Annotated in this window: 11 protein-coding genes and 2 pseudogenes; 7 read left to right on the forward strand and 6 right to left on the reverse strand. The window is 69.4% G+C overall.

Features of this window, described 5'->3' with window-relative positions:
- Window positions 1-28 precede the first annotated feature (28 nt).
- Together Pflav_RS41455 and Pflav_RS41460 are read right to left on the reverse strand one after the other, a co-directional pair.
- Window positions 29-256, reverse strand: coding sequence for a FitA-like ribbon-helix-helix domain-containing protein (locus Pflav_RS41455; protein ID WP_173041940.1), 228 nt, complete (start codon window positions 254-256; stop codon window positions 29-31).
- Between the two features lie 84 nt (window positions 257-340).
- Window positions 341-838 carry a hypothetical protein gene (locus Pflav_RS41460; protein WP_173041941.1) on the reverse strand — a complete coding sequence of 166 codons (498 nt, stop codon included), beginning with the start codon at window positions 836-838 and terminating at the stop codon, window positions 341-343.
- Window positions 839-957: 119 nt separating this feature from the next.
- Between Pflav_RS41460 and miaB the strand changes: the two genes are divergently transcribed.
- A complete protein-coding gene (gene miaB, locus Pflav_RS41465; RefSeq protein WP_415624362.1) occupies window positions 958-2397 on the forward strand; it encodes a tRNA (N6-isopentenyl adenosine(37)-C2)-methylthiotransferase MiaB in 1440 nt (479 codons plus the stop codon).
- Window positions 2398-2407: 10 nt separating this feature from the next.
- Here the strand turns inward: miaB and Pflav_RS41470 are convergent, their stop codons facing one another.
- Entirely contained in the window at window positions 2408-4030 is a 1623-nt protein-coding gene (locus Pflav_RS41470; RefSeq protein WP_173041943.1) for a cellulase family glycosylhydrolase, read from the reverse strand.
- 363 nt (window positions 4031-4393) lie between these two features.
- Between Pflav_RS41470 and Pflav_RS41475 the strand changes: the two genes are divergently transcribed.
- A complete protein-coding gene (locus tag Pflav_RS41475; RefSeq protein ID WP_173041944.1) occupies window positions 4394-6130 on the forward strand; it encodes a transposase in 1737 nt (578 codons plus the stop codon).
- A 571-nt stretch (window positions 6131-6701) separates the two neighbouring features.
- Here the strand turns inward: Pflav_RS41475 and Pflav_RS41480 are convergent.
- A complete protein-coding gene (locus Pflav_RS41480) occupies window positions 6702-8870 on the reverse strand; it encodes an MMPL family transporter (protein WP_173041945.1) in 2169 nt (722 codons plus the stop codon).
- A gap of 214 nt (window positions 8871-9084) precedes the next feature.
- Here Pflav_RS41480 and Pflav_RS44445 point away from each other — a divergent pair, with 214 nt between their 5' ends.
- Window positions 9085-9693, forward strand: a complete 609-nt coding sequence (locus Pflav_RS44445; protein WP_197938876.1) for a TetR/AcrR family transcriptional regulator — start codon at window positions 9085-9087, stop codon at window positions 9691-9693.
- Window positions 9694-9754: 61 nt separating this feature from the next.
- Here the strand turns inward: Pflav_RS44445 and Pflav_RS41490 are convergent, their stop codons facing one another.
- On the reverse strand, window positions 9755-10963 hold the full coding sequence (locus tag Pflav_RS41490) for a DUF349 domain-containing protein (protein WP_173041946.1): 1209 nt from the start codon (window positions 10961-10963) through the stop codon (window positions 9755-9757).
- A gap of 244 nt (window positions 10964-11207) precedes the next feature.
- Between Pflav_RS41490 and Pflav_RS41495 the strand changes: the two genes are divergently transcribed.
- The 4 genes and pseudogenes from Pflav_RS41495 to Pflav_RS41510 all read left to right on the forward strand — a co-directional run bounded on the left by Pflav_RS41495 (window position 11208) and on the right by Pflav_RS41510 (window position 14151).
- The gene (locus Pflav_RS41495) at window positions 11208-11867 is read left to right on the forward strand and encodes a class III extradiol ring-cleavage dioxygenase family protein (RefSeq protein ID WP_180201306.1); all 660 of its coding nucleotides are present in this window, start codon (window positions 11208-11210) and stop codon (window positions 11865-11867) included.
- Between the two features lie 5 nt (window positions 11868-11872).
- Window positions 11873-12753, forward strand: a pseudogene (gene miaA / locus Pflav_RS41500) (tRNA (adenosine(37)-N6)-dimethylallyltransferase MiaA).
- A gap of 8 nt (window positions 12754-12761) precedes the next feature.
- The gene (dapF, locus tag Pflav_RS41505; RefSeq protein ID WP_173041948.1) at window positions 12762-13538 is read left to right on the forward strand and encodes a diaminopimelate epimerase; all 777 of its coding nucleotides are present in this window, start codon (window positions 12762-12764) and stop codon (window positions 13536-13538) included.
- A gap of 85 nt (window positions 13539-13623) precedes the next feature.
- Complete coding sequence (locus tag Pflav_RS41510; protein WP_173041949.1) at window positions 13624-14151, forward strand: hypothetical protein; 528 nt, start codon at window positions 13624-13626, stop codon at window positions 14149-14151.
- 629 nt (window positions 14152-14780) lie between these two features.
- Here the strand turns inward: Pflav_RS41510 and Pflav_RS41515 are convergent.
- A pseudogene (locus Pflav_RS41515) lies at window positions 14781-16192 on the reverse strand (malic enzyme-like NAD(P)-binding protein).
- Between the last annotated feature and the right edge of the window lie 102 nt (window positions 16193-16294).

A 16294-nucleotide genomic window follows, 5' to 3' on the forward strand; every position in this document is an offset into this window, starting at 1 on the left:
ACCACGAGCACCGATGCGTCGGGGACGATCAACGCTCGCGGTCCTCGCGGAGGAGTGCTGCGGCCTGACGAGGGGTCAAGCTCCCGCCGGATCGCTGGCCCATGCGTTGGATGACCTCTTCCAGCGTCGGTCGGCGAGCCTCCCGGGTGAGTCGCGCCAGCAGGTACTCCTGCAGTGACTGCCCAGCCGCCGCCGCCCGACTCCGCAGGATCCGGTGCACATCGTCCGGAACGTCCTTGACCTGGATGTTCGGCATGGCTCCATTCTAGCGCCAGAACATGCGATTGGGCTCCACTAAGGGTCATCATGGTCCTCCGGCGACGGAAGAAGTGCGTGGTGATCAACTGTCAACAACGAGGCTGTTGATGAGTGAGTGAAGCCGTTGAGCTGTCTGCTGGTTTAAACTAAGTGGCAGCTCCAGCTTGATGCTCAGGTGGGCGTCAACCGGAAACTCGACGATCCTCGTAGGTGGTGTCAGTGCGCTGTCCGCGGGCATCGGCGGGGCGGCGGTCCGGGGACGAGTCCGGGCGATCGACTTCCACTCTGGATCTCCCTCCAACCAGGCGAGATAGAGCTGCGATGCGACCCGTAGCCGGGTCCGATATGTGGCGGCGCTGCGGAACGCGGGGCCTTTTGCGGCTTGGAAATGGTCCATCAGCTGCTCGATATCCAGTGCGGCGACCTGTGTGTCCAGCGGGAGGCTCAGTAGAGTGGCGACGCTGTTGGCGCCGGACCTCATCGACTGGACCGTCACGCGGTTGAAGTCCTTGTCCTCCGCGCAACGATCCAGGAAACCAAGCAGGCCGGCGATGGTCCCTGACCTGATGTCGACATCCATAGCGGCACCTCCCAGAACTGATGCTAGCCATGCCTGCAATGTAAAACAAGCGCCCACGCCGCCCGCTGAGGGCGCAAAGGGGGCGGCTAACCTGGATGGTCGTGGAAAGGGTTCCCTCGGTGGATGCGAAAAGCTACAAGGTGGTTACGTACGGCTGCCAGATGAACGTCCACGACTCCGAGCGCATCTCCGGCCTCATGGAGCAGGCGGGCTATGTGCGCGCCACCGGGTCGGACGAGGCGGATGTGGTGGTCTTCAACACCTGCGCGGTACGGGAGAACGCCGACAACCGCCTCTACGGCAACCTCGGGCACCTGCGGCCGGTCAAGGACAAGCACCCCGGCATGCAGATCGCGGTCGGCGGCTGCCTGGCGCAGAAGGACCGCGGCGAGATCGTGAGCCGCGCGCCCTGGGTCGACGTCGTCTTCGGTACGCACAACATCGGCTCGCTGCCCGCCCTGCTCGAGCGGGCCCGCCACAACGCCACCGCCGAGGTGGAGATCCTCGAGTCGCTGGAGGTCTTTCCCTCCACGCTGCCGACCCGCCGCGAGTCGACGTACGCGGGATGGGTCTCGATCTCGGTGGGGTGCAACAACACCTGCACGTTCTGCATCGTCCCCTCGCTGCGTGGCAAGGAGAAGGACCGGCGGCCGGGCGAGATCCTCGCCGAGGTCGAGGCGCTGGTCGCCGAGGGCGTGCTGGAGGTGACCCTCCTCGGGCAGAACGTCAACTCGTACGGGGTGGAGTTCGGCGACCGGCTCGCCTTCGGCAAGCTGCTGCGCGCCACCGGCGGCATCGAGGGGCTGGAGCGGGTGCGCTTCACCAGCCCGCACCCCAAAGACTTCACCGACGACGTGATCGCCGCGATGGCCGAGACGCCCAACGTCTGCCACCAGCTGCACATGCCGCTCCAGTCCGGCTCCGACGCGGTGCTCAAGGCGATGCGCCGGTCGTACCGGGCGGAGAAGTACCTCGGCATCATCGAGAATGTGCGCGCCGCGATGCCGGACGCGGCCATCACCACCGACATCATCGTGGGCTTCCCCGGGGAGACCGAGGAGGACTTCGCGCAGACGCTCGACGTGGTGCGCGAGGCCCGGTTCGCCGGCGCGTTCACGTTCCAGTACTCCAAGCGCCCCGGCACGCCCGCCGCGACGATGCCCGACCAGCTCCCGAAGCAGGTGGTGCAGGAGCGGTACGACCGGCTGATGGCGGTCGTCGAAGAGGTCACCTGGGCGGAAAACAAGGCGCTCGTCGGCGAGGCCGTCGAGGTGCTGGTGGCCGTGGGTGAGGGGCGCAAGGACGAGCGCACGGGCCGCCTGTCCGGCCGCGCCCGCGACGGCCGGCTGGTGCACTTCGCCACCGGCGATATCGGCGACCAGATCAGGCCGGGCGACATCGTGCACACCGTCGTGACGTACGCGGCGCCGCACCACCTCAACGCCGACGGCGCGCCGCTGCACCACCGGCGCACGCGCGCGGGTGACGCGTGGGAGTCGGGGCGGGCACCCCGTACACCAGGGGTGCTGCTCGGGATGCCCGCCGTCCGTCCTTCTTAGACGCGCGCGGTCATGTACCGGCGGTGCAGGTCGCGCCGTTGAGGCGGACGCTCGCCGGCGCGGTGGCCGGGCCGTTGGCGGTGAAGCCGATGGTCACCGAGCCGCCGACCGGCAGCGACGGGCTCCAGTTCGGCGCCGCCGCGGTCACGGTGGTACCGCTCTGCGTCACGGTCGCGTTCCAGCCGCTGCCGAGCGTCACGCCGGACGGCCAGGTCCAGGCGACGCTCCACGGGTTGACCGCGCTGTTGCTGTTGTTACGCACGGTCAGGTTGCCCTGGAAGCCACCCTGCCAGGCGTTCGTCTGCTGGTACGTGAACTGGCAGCCGAGCGGCCCGTTGGTCGTGGGCGGCGCGCCGGTGGTCGGACCGCCGGTGGGGCCGCCTGTCGTGGGCCCGCCGGTCGATCCACCGCCGACCGGTGCGATCAGGTACGGCTGGAGGATCGCCTGCTTCTCCGTGTTGATGTTGGTCCAGTCGTCCAGCGCGATGCCGCCGGTGTCACCCGAGTTCGGGTTCCACGACCAGTACGTGAAGGACATGCCGTTGACGCCGGCGCCGGTGTACCGCATCAGCTCCTGAAGCCACACCTTGTCCTTCGGGTCGGCCAGCGTGCTGCCGAACTCGCCCATCATGATCGGCGCGACGTTCTGCTTGTACAGGTAGCCCCAGAAGCCGTCCCACAGCGCCGGCATGTTGGCCGGGTAGTTGGGCTCGTCGAACCAGTCCTGGTGGAACACCGAGATCGCGTACTCGTGCGGCGAGTAGACGAGCCGGTTCGCCACGTTGAGCCGTACCGGGAACTCGCCCGCCTTGGACAGGTTGCCGCCCCACCAGCCGCAGCTCTCGTCGTTGCTGGGGTCGCCGTCCCACACGTTCGACAGGCCACCGCTGGGGCAGCTCACGCCCTCCACGAAGATCAGCCAGTTGGGCTGCACGCCCAGGATCGCGTTGCCGGCCCGCTCCGCCGCGAGGCGCCAGTCGCGGGTCTGCACGCCGCAACCCCAGCAAGCACCGGTGGCGTTGGGGTTGGTCCCGTCGGCGTGCGGCTCGTTGTGCAGGTCCGCGCCGATCACGGTGGTGTTGCCCGCGTACCGCCGGGCCAGCATCTGCCAGTCGCTGATCCAGGTCGCCTCGGTGACGGTCGGCGTGTACCAGAGCGCCGACTGCCCCGCCGCCGTCGGGCGGTGCCGGTCGAGAATCACCCGCATGCCCTTGGAGCCGGCGTAGTCGATGACCTTGTCGAGGATCTGCAACGGCGTGTTGCCGACCAGGTCGGGGTTGACAAAATCATTGATCCCGGTCGCGGTCGCACCGGGCTTGAGAGCATCGTTGGAGTACGGGATGCGCAGCGTGTTGTAGCCCAGGCTGGCCATCTTGTCGACCTGGTTGCGCCAGGGGTTGCTGGACCACAGGCCGTGGAAGGTCTTGTTGTCGGTCTCCATGCCGAACCAGTTGATGCCGGTCAGCCGGACCGTCGAGCCGGTGCTGTCGACAATCTTGTTGCCGCTGGTGCGCAGGTATCCGGTGCCGGTACCCGCCGCGAGCGCCGCCGGCGCCATGGCGATGGCGACAAGGAATCCGGCGGCGGCTGCGGTGGCGACGGCAAGGGCGCTCGCGAGCGCTCTGCGGGACATAGCCAGGTTTCTCCGATCAGAGGAAATGCAGCGTCAAGGAAAGAACGTTGCCCTGGCTCCGCCGCCCATTCTGATGCCTGTAAATGCCCTCGTCAAACGCGGCGTGGGTGTCCTACCTCCGCCTTCAACAGATTTGAGCTACCGCGATGTCCGCTGTGGTCCAGACCGCTGCTCCCGCGGCCTCACCCTCCGCGTCACACAACCTCCGGCCCCGCCGCCCCTCCGGCGGGGGCGCTCCGCACTGTCGCGCGAGCGGCGTGGTCGCATTTGCTCTGCTTCCCTACGGGAAGCGGGCCCCGCGCAGGCGGGCGGCGGCCTTGATCGGTGGGTGGTTGGGTCGTCCGTGGCGAGAAATTGCCCTTGGTGAGCCTGTTGCGTTTTCGGTATGTGTCGTTAGGCCGTTTTTGGTGGGTGGTGGTCGATGGTTGTGGGGTGGCGAAGGGGTTCCGGCCGGTAGATCGTGATCAGCGGTTTCTGTTGCCGGTGGATATGGTCGAGTGGCTGCCGGTTGATCATCAGGTGTGGCTGGTGTTGGACGTGGTGGATCAGCTGGACCTGGCGGTGTTGACGGGCTGGTATGCGCGGGGTGGGGTGGGGCGGCGGGCGTATGACCCGGCGATGATGCTCGCGTTGCTGGTCTACGGCTATGCCAATGGGGTTCGTTCTTCGCGGGCGATCGAGCGGGCTTGTCACAGTGATGTGGCGTTTCGGGTGATCTGTGCGCAGGATCCGCCGGATCACACTCAGATCGCCCGGTTCCGTAAGCGGCATCTGGAGGCGTTCAGCGACCTGTTCACCCAGGTGTTGATCGTGTGTGCCCGGGCCGGGTACGTGCGGCTTGGGATCGTCGCGATCGATGGGACGAAGGTCGCCGCGAACGCGTCGATCGACGCGACTCATGAACGGGACTGGTTCGCGGGGAAGGTGGCGGCGATGACGGACGAGGCCGCCGCCTGTGACGCGGCCGAGGACGCGCTGTTCGGCGCCGGCCGGCGCGGCGACGAACCGCCCGATGGGATGTCCGGCCGGGGCGCGGCCGGGCGCGCGGAGCGGGCCGCCCGGCTGCGGCAATGCCTGGACGAGTTGGCCGTCGAGCACGCCACCCAAGCCGAACACACACGTGTCCAGGCGCAGCACGCCACCGACTATCTGGCCCAGGCCCGGGCCGGGCAGCCCAGGCGGGGCCGCCCGCCGCGTGGGGTCGACCCGGTCGCGTTGGCGCAGGCCATCGCTGAAGGGCACGCGGCCAAGTACGGCCCGGAACACCGCTACACCCGCCGCGCGGCCAAGGCCGCTACCACCAAAGCGGAAACCGCTGCTACCGAAGCGGAAACCGCTACCACCAAAGCGGAAACCGCTACCACCAAAGCGGAAACCGCTGCTACCGAAGCGGAAACCGCTACTACCGAAGCGGAAACCGCTGCTACCGGTCAGCGCGGCACACCGGCTGCCGCCGCAGACGGCAAGGCAGGACACAAGACCGGCCCGCGGCGCAACAGCACCGACCCCGACTCCCGACTCATGCCCACCCGCAAAGGGTTCATCCAGGGCTACAACGCGCAACTAGCCGGCAGCCAAGACCACTTCGTCGTCGCGGCCGACCTGGTACAAGACACCGGCGACGTCGCCCAACTACAACCCATGATGGCCAAGACCAGCCACACCGCCGACACCCTGCGCCCACACCGACCCGACCCGGACGCCGACCACGCCACCATCGGCACCGCCCTGGCCGACAACGGCTACTGCAGCGACGCCAACCTCACCGCCGACGGCCCCGACCGACTCATCGCCACCGGCAAAACCCACGACCTGACCACCGCCGCCACCACCCACCCAGCCAGCGGCCCACCACCCGAACACGCCACCGCCACGCAACGCATGCACCACCGGCTACGCACCCCCGAAGGCGCCGCCCTCTACAAAAAACGCGGCGCCACCATCGAACCCATCAACGGCACCCTCAAAGACCGCGGCAACTTCCGCCACTTCCTCCTACGCGGCCTACAAGCCTGCCGCGCCGAACTCCACCTCGCCGCCACCGCCCACAACCTGCGACGCCTACACAACCTCCTCCACAACCCACAACCAGCCACCTGACCACCCCACAACCACAAGGAGCGGCGCTTCACGCCGCTCCACTTCTCGATGCGGAGGTGGTACGGCGCGAAACGCCGCACCACCCCAACCGAAAACGCAACAGGCTCTGGTGGGGCGCTTTCTCGCCACGGACGCTGGGCGGCACCGAGCGACGGCGCCGATCAAGGAACGTCCGGGGGCGGCAGCCGGCGGCATACCCATGTGGACAGACGCCGGGGCAGCGGCGCACAACGGGGCGGCTCGACAGGTCCGCGCTCGACAGATGGCCCGACGCCTGGACCGCGCCCCACGCGAAGGTTGTGTTCATCCGTGACCGGCGGGCTCTTGGCCCGCGGAGCCGGCAGTGGAGGTCGGGGATCTCGGCGAGCGCCAGCGAGCCGCCGACCGTAGCGGTGCCCGCGGGAGCATGCGGTCCGCAGCTGACGCGGACCGGGGCAAATCAGCTTGTCCAGCTTTCCCTGCGACCGGGCGGACCTTCGACGCCAGGTCTCTGCTGGCGGAGGAGACACGAAACGGTGAGGGCTCCCCAGCCCGCCGCCGGGGAGCCCTCACCTCTTTTGGGAGGGAATAGCTAGTGCGTGCCGGCTGCCACCGGCTCCCGCTCCTGCGCCGGCTGGCCGTGCCCGCCGGGCGCGTCGCCGTGGCCGGGCCACCAGGCCTTGTGGCCTAGCAGCGCGGTCAGGCTCGGCACCAGGAACATCGACATGACGAACGCGGAGATCGCGATGCCGATCGAGACCGCGAAGCCCATCTCGCTCAGGAACGCGATGCCGGCCAGCATCATCGAGGCGAAGGTACCGGCCAGGATGAGGCCCGCCGAGGCGACCGAGGGGCCGCCGTGCTCGACGGCGAGGTCGGCGGACGTGCGCGGGTCGTTGCCGAGTCTCGCCTCCTCGCGCAGTCGGGCGATCATCAGGATGTTGTAGTCGGTACCGATCGCCACCACGAAGAGGTACAGGATCGTGGGCAGCATGAACGACAAGCCGGGCCGGCCGACCATGCCCTGGAAGACCAGCACCGTCGCGCCCAGCGTGCTGAAGAAGCCGAGCACCACCGCGAGCATCAGGTAGATCGGCGCGACCAAGGCCCGCAGCAGCAGTGCCAGGATGATCGCGATCAGTACGCCGGCGACCGGGAAGATGACCCGCAGGTCGCGGTCGTTGGCGTGCCGGATGTCCGCGAAGATCGAGCTGGCGCCACCCACGTACGCGGTCGCGCCGGCCGGCACGTCGGCGTGTGCCACGTCGCGGAGTGGGCCGCCGGCGAGGTCGAGCGCCTCGTTCGAGTACGGGCTGGTGGCGAGCAGCAGGTTGATCTGCGCCGCCATGCCGTCCTGGCTCACCGCCGCCTGCTTGCCACCCGGTGCGGGCATGATGCCGCCGACGCCGGGCACCGCCTTGAGCTTGTTCGCGTACTGGTCGAGCGCCGCCGGGTCAAGCTGCCCACCGTCGCTGCGTACGTACACAGTGGTGGGGTTGAGCGCGCCCGCCGGGAAGCCGGCCTGTAGGTCGCGGAAGCCCTGCGACGACTCGGTGTCCTCAGGCAGCTGGCCGGTCTGGTCGTAGTCGGTCTTCATGCCCAGCGAGCCGAGCGCGAGCCCGACCATGATCAGGCCGGAGACGGCCGCCACCACCGCCGGACGGCGGCCGACGAACTTGCCGACGCCCTGGAACGCGCTCTTCTTCGGCACCCGCTGCCACGACTTGGACGGCCAGAAGACGCGCGGCCCGAGGAGCGAAACGATCGCGGGTACCAGCGTCACCGAGGCCAGCGCCATCACCGCGACGGCGATCGAGAGGCCGGGGCCGAGGCTGCGGAACGCGCCGAAGACGGCCAGCAGCAGCGCCATGAACGCGATGACGATCGCGGCCGCCGCGGAGGCGATCACCTCGCCGACCCGCGCCACGGCGTTGACCAGCGCCTCCTTCTTGTTGTCGCCGGCGCGCAGCCGCTCGCGGTAGCGGAAGAGCAGGAAGAGGATGTAGTCGGTGCCGACGCCGAACAGCACGATCGTCAGGATGATCTGGAGCGACTGGTCGACCTGGAGGTCGGTGGCCTCGGCGACGAGCGCGATCAACCCCGGGGAGATGGCGCTCACGATGCCGACCGTGACGATGGGCAGGAAGGCCGCGATCGGGCTGCGGTAGATCAACAGCAGCAGCACGATGATGAGGACGACCGTGGCGATACTGACGATCGTCAGCGCCTGCTCGAAGGCGTCCTGGTTGTCCAGCTGCATCGCGACGTCACCGGTTACTGCCAGCGCGAGCGGTGTGCCGGACAGCATGGGCTTGGTCGTGTCCCGGATCCGCTGGACGGCGTCCATGACCTTCTGGTCGTCGGGCAGCCCCTGGATGCCGATGCTGATCAGCTGTACCTGCTTGTTGGGGGAGAGGGCCTCCGGGCCGGTCACCACGCCGGTGACCTTCTCGATGTTGGCCGACTGCACCGCTTGGGCCATGTCGCCGACCTTGGCCTGATCGGCCTCGGTGAGCGGCTGGCTGTCGGTGCGGCGTACGACGACGGTCGCCGTGGAGTCGCTGGACTGCGCGAACTTCTCCTCAGCCAGCTGCTGCGCCTGGACTGACTCGTAGCTGTCGGGCAGGAAGTTTGCCTGGTCACCGGTCGTCACGTCGGACAAGGTGGGGGCGAACGCGACGATACCCACCGCCGCGATGACCCAGGCAAGGATGACCTTCCACGGGTTGTAGACGACAAAGCGTCCCAACCGTTCGAACATGACTCCCCCTCAGTCGGCCGTTCGGTCCTTACCGTCCGGCAAGTAGATGCCTACCTGCCGGACGGTAGATAAGATTTGAGCGTAGGGCAAGGACTTTTCACGCGTATGACGAAGCTCGCACGACGATGATGCGCCAGGCGGGCTGAGAGGCTGCTGAGAGTGCGTAACGCGCAGATTGCTGGGTACGATCAGCGCGCTGAGGAGGTGCGAAACCGTGGTCGCAGATGACACCAAGGCCCGGATCCGTGCCGTGGCGATGGAGCTGTTCACCGCGCAGGGTTACGAGCAGACGAGCCTGCGTGAGATCGCCGATCAGGTGGGCATGACCAAGGCTTCGCTCTACTACCACTACCCGTCGAAGCAGGCGCTGCTGCTGGCGCTGATCGAGCCGCTCGTCGACGACTGGCGGCGCGAGGTGGAGGCGGCGGAGCAGGAGCCGTACAACCCGGCGAGCGTGCGCATCACCCTCGGCCGCATCCTCGACACGATGATCCGCCATCGCGACGCGTGCGCGATCGTCATGCGGGACACCCCGGCATTGACCTCGGTCAAGCCGATGCTTCAGGAAATGCTCCAGGTCGGCGCCCGGCTGCACGATTGGCTGGCCGGTCCACACCCGAGCGATGTCGACCGGATCAAGGCGGTGGCCGCCTCCGAGGTGCTCGGCGGCGCCGTCTCGTCGGTGGTGTCGATCGCCGAGGTCTCGCCGATCGTGCTCCGCCAGACGCTGCTCGACTGCGCGATGGGCGTGCTGGGCATGATCACCTCGGAGGCCCCGGTGACGGTGGCGAGCCAGCGCGTCCCGGTCGACCAGCCAGCCTGATCGCCGGCTCAACGCCCGAAGGCGACGAGCCGGCGAAGCGAATCCCAGGCAGCGCCGAAGGCTAGCTGGTCTGCTCGGCCAGCTTCAGGAACTGCCGCTTCGACTCCAGCGCCTTTTCCGCCTCGCGGATCCGCTTGGCGTCGCCCGCCGTGCGAGCCCGGTTGAGTCGCTGCTCAGCCTCGGCGACCTGCTCCCGCATCTGGGCGAGCAGCGGGTTGGCGGACGGCTCGGTGCGCCGCCAGGCCGACTCCATCGCCTGGCGCACCTTGTCGTCGATCGAGCGGAGCCGGCGGTCGAGGCCGGCGGCCGCCTCGCGGGGCACCCGTCCGGCATCGTGCCACTGCCCCTGGATCTCGCGGAGCCTTGCCTGCGCGGCCCGCGGGTCGGCGTCGACGTCGATAGCCTCCGCCTCGGACAGCAGCGCCTGCTTGCGGTCGAGGTTTCCACGCTGCTCGGCGTCGCGGGCCGAGAAGACCTCGCTGCGCCGGGTGAAGAAGGCGTCCTGCGCCGCCCGGAACCTCTCCCACAGCCGCTGCTCGGCCTCCTTCGAGGCGCGGGGCGCGGCCTTCCACTCGGTCATCAGGTCCTTGAGGCGGGCCGCGGTCGGCGCCCAGTCGCTCGACTCGGCCAGTGTCTCGGCCTCGACCACCAGCGACTCCTTGGCGCCCTGCGCCTGCTTGCGCTGCGCGTCGAGCGTGGCGAAGTGGGCGCCGCGCCGGCGGGTGAACGAGTCACGCGCGGCGGCGAACCGCTTCCACAGCTCGCCGTCGGTCTTCTTGTCGACGCCGCGGACCGTCTTCCACTCGTCGAGGATCTCCTTGAGCCGGTCGCCGGCCGTCTTCCAGCCCGTGGACTCGGCGGCGAGCTTCTCGGCCTCTTCGACGAGCCCGGTCTTGCGGGCCAGCGCCTCGGCACGAGCCGCGTCGCGGGCCGCGCGGGCCTCGCCAGCCTTCTGCTCGGCCAGGCTGGTCAGCTTGTCCAGCCGGGCGCACAGCCCGTCGATGTCGCCGACCACGTGCGCCTCGACGAGCTCCGCGCGGATCCGGCGCACGCTGGCGAGGGAGTGGGCCGCGTCGGCGGCGCCCGAATTGAGGCGAGCCTCGACCAGATTGACTTCGGTGACTTTGTCGGCGAACCTGCGGGCGAAGTGGGCCAATCCCTCCTCGGGTGGCCCGGCCTGCCACGACCCGACCACTCGCTCGCCCTCTGTCGTCTTGACGTACACCGTGCCGTCGGCGTCCACTCGACCGAAGGCGGTCCAGTCGCTCATGTGCCCATCCTCGTTCTCCCGGCGCCGTCGAGCGGGGGTCACCCGGCGGCTACCGCCACAGCGCAGTATGTTTGCAGCGGAGTTTCTTCCGGCATTGTCACAGGTCCCACCCGGTCCGCGTCGAGCGCTAAACGTTGACCGTGACCATACGGTGTCCTTGGTTGGCTTGCGCACGACACAGATAGGTCGCCGCTACCGTGTGACCGTGCCATTGGTCGCCGCAGCGGTCTGTCCGCATCCGCCCATGATCGTCCCCGAGGTCGCCAGCGGTGCGGCTCCCGAGCTGGATCCGCTGCGGGCCGCCTGTGACGCGGCGGTGCGCCGACTCGCCGAGTCTGGCGCCCGGTCGCTGCTGGTCGTGGGTAACAATTCATCGACGGTCGACTATAACTTTCCGGTGCGGGCCTCGTTTGCCCGATGGGGCCTGCCCGAGCCGCCGGGCGAGCCACCATCGTTGCCGCTCAGCCTGTCGGTCGGAGAGTGGCTGATCAATCGGGCGTTCGTCCCGATTCCGGCGGTGCATCGGCGTTTCGTCGCGATTGGCGACGGTACGCCGGTCGATGAGTGCGCCGCGTTCGCCCGCCGCATCGAGCCCGAGGGACCCTGGGCGCTCCTCGCGATGGGCGACGGCTCCGCCTGCCGGGGTATCGGGGCGCCGGGGTACGACGACCCGCGCGCGCTCCCGTACGACGAAGCTGTCGAACGGGCCCTGGCCAGCGCGGACCTGGACGCCTTGACGAGCCTGGACCCGGTGCTCTCCGCGGAGCTGATGGTCTCCGGGCGGGCGCCGTGGCAGGTGCTGGCGGCGGCCGCCGCGGGCGGCACGTGGCGCGCGACGATGGAGTACTCGGGCGCGCCGTACGGGGTCGCCTACTTCGTGGCCAGTTGGGAGCGCGAGCTGTGAGCGTCATGGCTGTGGTGGGGCCGACCGCCGCGGGCAAGTCGGCGCTCGGCATCGCGCTCGCCCATGCGCTCGGCGGCGAGGTGGTCAACGCCGATTCCATGCAGCTCTACCGTGGCATGGACATCGGCACCGCCAAGCTCACGCCGGCCGAGCGCGAGGGGGTGCCGCACCACGTCCTGGACATTTGGGACGTGACCGAGGCGGCGAGCGTCGCGGAGTACCAGCGGGTGGCCCGCGCGGCCGTCGACGACGTGCGGGCACGCGGGCGGGTGCCGATCCTGGTGGGCGGCTCCGGGCTGTACGTGCGGGCGGTGCTGGAGGAGTTCGAGTTTCCGGGCACCGACGCCGACCTGCGGTCCGAGCTCGAAGCCGCGCTGGCCGCCGAGGGCCCGGCGCCGCTGTACGAGCGGCTGCGCACCGCCGATCCCGCCGCGGCCGCCAAGATCCTCCCGACGAACGGGCGGCGCATCGTGCGGGCCCTCGAAGTGATCGCGCTGACCGGGGCGCCGTTCACCGCGTCGCTGCCGGCCGCCCCAAGCCGTACTACGACGCCGTGCAGATCGGGGTCGACCGCGCCGACCTGGCCACGCGGGTGGCTGACCGGGTGGACGTGATGTTCGAGGCCGGACTTGTCGCCGAGACGTCGGCGCTGGCCGAGGTCGGCCTGCGCGACGGGCGGACGGCGAGCCGCGCGCTGGGCTACCAGCAGGTGCTAGCCCACCTCGCCGGCGACATTCCGCTCGCGGAGGCGCGGGACGAGACGGTGCGGGCAACGCGGCGCTTCGTGCGGCGGCAGCGCACCTGGTTCCGCCGTGACCCGCGAATCGCCTGGCTGGACGCCACCCGCCCAGATCTCGTCGAGGCCGCGCTGGCCCATGCGGGATGATGGGTGGCGTGCGATTCCTGAAGGGCCATGGCACCGGCAACGACTTCGTCGTGCTGCCGGAGGGCACGCCCGAGCTCACACCCGAGTTCGTGGCCGCGGTGTGTGACCGGCGGCGCGGCATCGGCGGCGACGGCGTGCTGCGCGTCGCGCGCTCGTCGCTGCCCGGCGTCGAGTGGTTCATGGACTACTGGAACGCGGACGGTTCGCTCGCCGAGATGTGCGGCAACGGCGTCCGCGTCTTCGCCCGCTACCTGGCTACCGCCGGCCTCGCGGCCGGCACGGTGCCGATCGAGACCCGGGCCGGCGTCGTGCGCGCGGTGATCGGCGACGAGACCATCAGCGTCGACATGGGCCTCCCCAAGGTGTACGGGGACAGCAGCGCCCGGGTCGGCGGGCTGGAGCTGCCCGGCGTGGCCGTCGACTGCGGCAACCCCCACCTTGTGTGCGCGCTGCCCGAGGCGGTAGCGCTGGAGTCGCTCGACCTGCACGTGGCACCGGTGCACGACGAGGAGTTCTACCCGTTCGGGGTCAACGTGGAGTTCGTCGTGCCCGTGGCGGATCTGCACGTCAGCATGCGCGTGCACGAGCGCGGCTCGGGGGAGACCCTCTCGTGCGGTACCGGCGCGGTCGCGGTGGCGGCTGTGGCGCTCGCCAGGGCGGGCCGCGACACCGGCGTGGTGACGGTCGACGTGCCGGGTGGGCGGCTCACGGTGACCTTCGACGGCGCCGAGTGCCATCTGGCCGGACCCGCGGTGATCGTGGCGTCGGGAGAGCTTTCCTTGTGACCTCTTGATCGATGTTGGTCGAGGTGTCAGACTGCACGCTTGGGAACGCTCCCACTGACCCTGATCAATCTCGTGGAGGTCGACCATGCGCTGGACCAGCGGTGTGCTGCTCGGTGTCGCGGTGCTGGCGTTCGCCACCGGCTGCAACGGCCCGCAGGGCGACAACGCAGGCCCGCCCGGCGGCATCCCGTCCGCGCCCGCGCCCGCCCCGGTGGAGGGCACGCCAGTGCCCAACGGCCCGAATGTCCAGGAGGCGCTCGACGTCGCCAACATGCAGTTCGCGCTGCTGGCCGGTGGCGACTGGGCGGGCGCCTGGGGTCAGTGGACCGACGCGGCCAAGAAGGAGGTCGCGCAGAAGGACTTCGAGAAGGTCAACAAGACCTGCCCGGTCCACAAAGGCCTCAGGATCGAGCTCCAGGACGTGCGCCCGGTGAGCATGGAGCTTGTCGAGCTCACCTGGCGCCAGGGCGACAAGGTGGGCCACAGCACGCTGCGGCTGACCAGTGGAAAGTGGCAGTACGAGCCAGCCGGGGACACGCTCGTCGAGTACGCGGCCGGCGCGGACGCCGCAATAACCAAGCGCAAGTCGACGAACCAGTGCCCAGCGGTCTAGAGAGCTTTGGAGTCAGGGTGGCCTCGGCGTCGTGTCGCGGATGAGGATCAAAAACCAAGGAAATTGAGCTACCGCGATGTCCGTGGTGGTCCGGACCGTCGCTCCCGCGGCCTCACCCTTCGCGGTTGGGCAAGCTCACCCCCCGGGGGGCGTGGTCGGCCGACCACGACCTTCGCTGCCGGGTCCGCATCGACGCTACGACGGGCGCCGTCTGGCAGATCGTGGTACCCAACTGCCCCCGGGGGGCAGTTGGGTACCACGATCTCTCGCGTACACCCAGCCCGACCACGCCGATCAAGGAAGCGGGGCTGCGCGGTCGCTGTGGGATCAGCATCAGCCAGGACCAGACGGCCCTACCTGGCGGCAAGGTCGCCTTTGATCACCGGCGCGGCCACTCCAGGAAGCAGAGCGAATGCGCCCGCGCACCCACCTCGGGTCGGGTCGGGGTTGGGCTTGGACCGCGGACGTGGCAGCGGAGGTCGGGGGTTTCGGCGAGCGCTAGCGAGCCGCCGACCTGCGCGGTGCCCGCGGGAGCAAACGGTCCGCAGGTGACGCGGACCGGGGCAAATACCCTGTCTCAAGAAATTGAATGTGACCCCGACCCTGAAAGACCTCTTGCGCCGCGCTGGTCAGCCTGCGGGGTGGGCACCTGACGGGCGGGCGGCCTGGCGTACCGCGGTTGCTACCGCCGTCGAGACGCGGGGGTCGAAGACGCTGGGCACGATGACGCTGGGGTTGATCTTCTCCTCGCCCACCACGTCGGCGATCGCCCGTGCCGCGGCGAGGGCCATCTCGTCGGTGAACTCCTCGGCGTGCGCGTCGAGCATGCCCGGAAGACGCCGGGGAAGGCCAGCACGTTGTTGATCTGGTTGGGCTGGTCGGAGCGGCCGGTCGCCACCACCGCCGCGTGCCTGCGGGCCTCGCGCGGGTCGACCTCCGGGTCGGGGTTGGCGAGCGCGAACACGATCGAGTTGGGCGCCATGGCCGCGATGTCGTCGCCGGTCAGCAGGTTGGGCGCGCTCACGCCGATGAAGACGTCCGCGCCGCGCACGGCACCGGCCAGGTCGCCGCTGTACCCCGTCGAGTTGGTGTGCTCGACCAGCCACTGCCAGCCCGGGCTGAGGTCGGTCATGCCACTGTGGAGGGCGCCCTTCCGGTCGTACGCGATGATGTCGCCCACACCCTCACGGAGCAGCAGCTTCATGATGGCGGTACCCGCCGCGCCGGCCCCGGAGACGACCACCCGCACGTCCGCGAGCTGCTTGCCCACGACGCGCAGCGCGTTGGTCAGCGCGGCCAGGACGCAGATCGCGGTGCCGTGCTGGTCGTCGTGGAAGACCGGGATGTCCAGCTCCTCCCGCAGCCGCTCTTCGATCTCGAAGCACCGCGGCGCGGCGATGTCCTCCAGGTTGATACCCCCGTACGCCGGGGCGATCGCCCGCACGATCTGGACGATCTCGTCGGTGTCCTGGGTGTCGAGCACCACCGGCCACGCGTCCACGCCGCCGAAGCGCTTGAACAGCGCGGCCTTCCCCTCCATCACGGGGAGTGCGGCGGCCGGACCGATGTTGCCGAGGCCGAGGACCGCGCTGCCGTCGGTGACCACGGCCACCGTGTTGCGCTTGATGGTGAGGCGGCGGGCGTCGTCCGGGTTTTCCGCGATGGCGAGGCACACGCGGGCCACGCCGGGGGTGTACGCACGGGAGAGCTCGTCGCGGTTGCGGAGCGCGACCTTCGAGTTCACCTCGATCTTTCCGCCCAGGTGCAGCAGGAACGTGCGGTCCGAGACCTTGTGCACCTCGACGCCGGGCAGCACCTCGAGCGCCTTGACAACCGCGTCGGCGTGGCTCGAGTCGGCGGTGTCGCAGGTGATGTCGACGACCACCCTCAGGTGGTCGGAGTCGACCACGTCGATCGCGGTGACGACCGCGCCGGCCTCGCCGACACAGGTGGTCAACCGGCCGATCGCCGACGCGTCCGCGGTGACACTCACCCGGATGGTGATCGAGAAGCCGGCGCTGGGCAGGCGGGTCGTGGACACCTTGGGATCCCCTCAACATTGAACGGTCATGCCATTTGTACTCCGGGGGCTACTGGGTCTTTAACCCAGGTACGGTCTTTAACCCACGTGCGTTCGGCACTT

This window comes from Phytohabitans flavus (genome assembly GCF_011764545.1).
Classification (GTDB): domain Bacteria; phylum Actinomycetota; class Actinomycetes; order Mycobacteriales; family Micromonosporaceae; genus Phytohabitans; species Phytohabitans flavus.

Bases quoted from the DNA above. Each gene is read 5' to 3' on its own strand.
- Pflav_RS41510 (WP_173041949.1), top strand. From the start codon at position 13,624: ATGCGCTGGACCAGCGGTGTGCTGCTCGGTGTCGCGGTGCTGGCGTTC.
- Pflav_RS41455 (WP_173041940.1), bottom strand. From the start codon at position 256: ATGCCGAACATCCAGGTCAAGGACGTTCCGGACGATGTGCACCGGATC.
- Pflav_RS41495 (WP_180201306.1), top strand. From the start codon at position 11,208: ATGATCGTCCCCGAGGTCGCCAGCGGTGCGGCTCCCGAGCTGGATCCG.
- Pflav_RS41480 (WP_173041945.1), bottom strand. From the start codon at position 8,870: ATGTTCGAACGGTTGGGACGCTTTGTCGTCTACAACCCGTGGAAGGTC.
- Pflav_RS41460 (WP_173041941.1), bottom strand. From the start codon at position 838: ATGGATGTCGACATCAGGTCAGGGACCATCGCCGGCCTGCTTGGTTTC.
- Pflav_RS41470 (WP_173041943.1), bottom strand. From the start codon at position 4,030: ATGTCCCGCAGAGCGCTCGCGAGCGCCCTTGCCGTCGCCACCGCAGCC.
- Pflav_RS41490 (WP_173041946.1), bottom strand. From the start codon at position 10,963: ATGAGCGACTGGACCGCCTTCGGTCGAGTGGACGCCGACGGCACGGTG.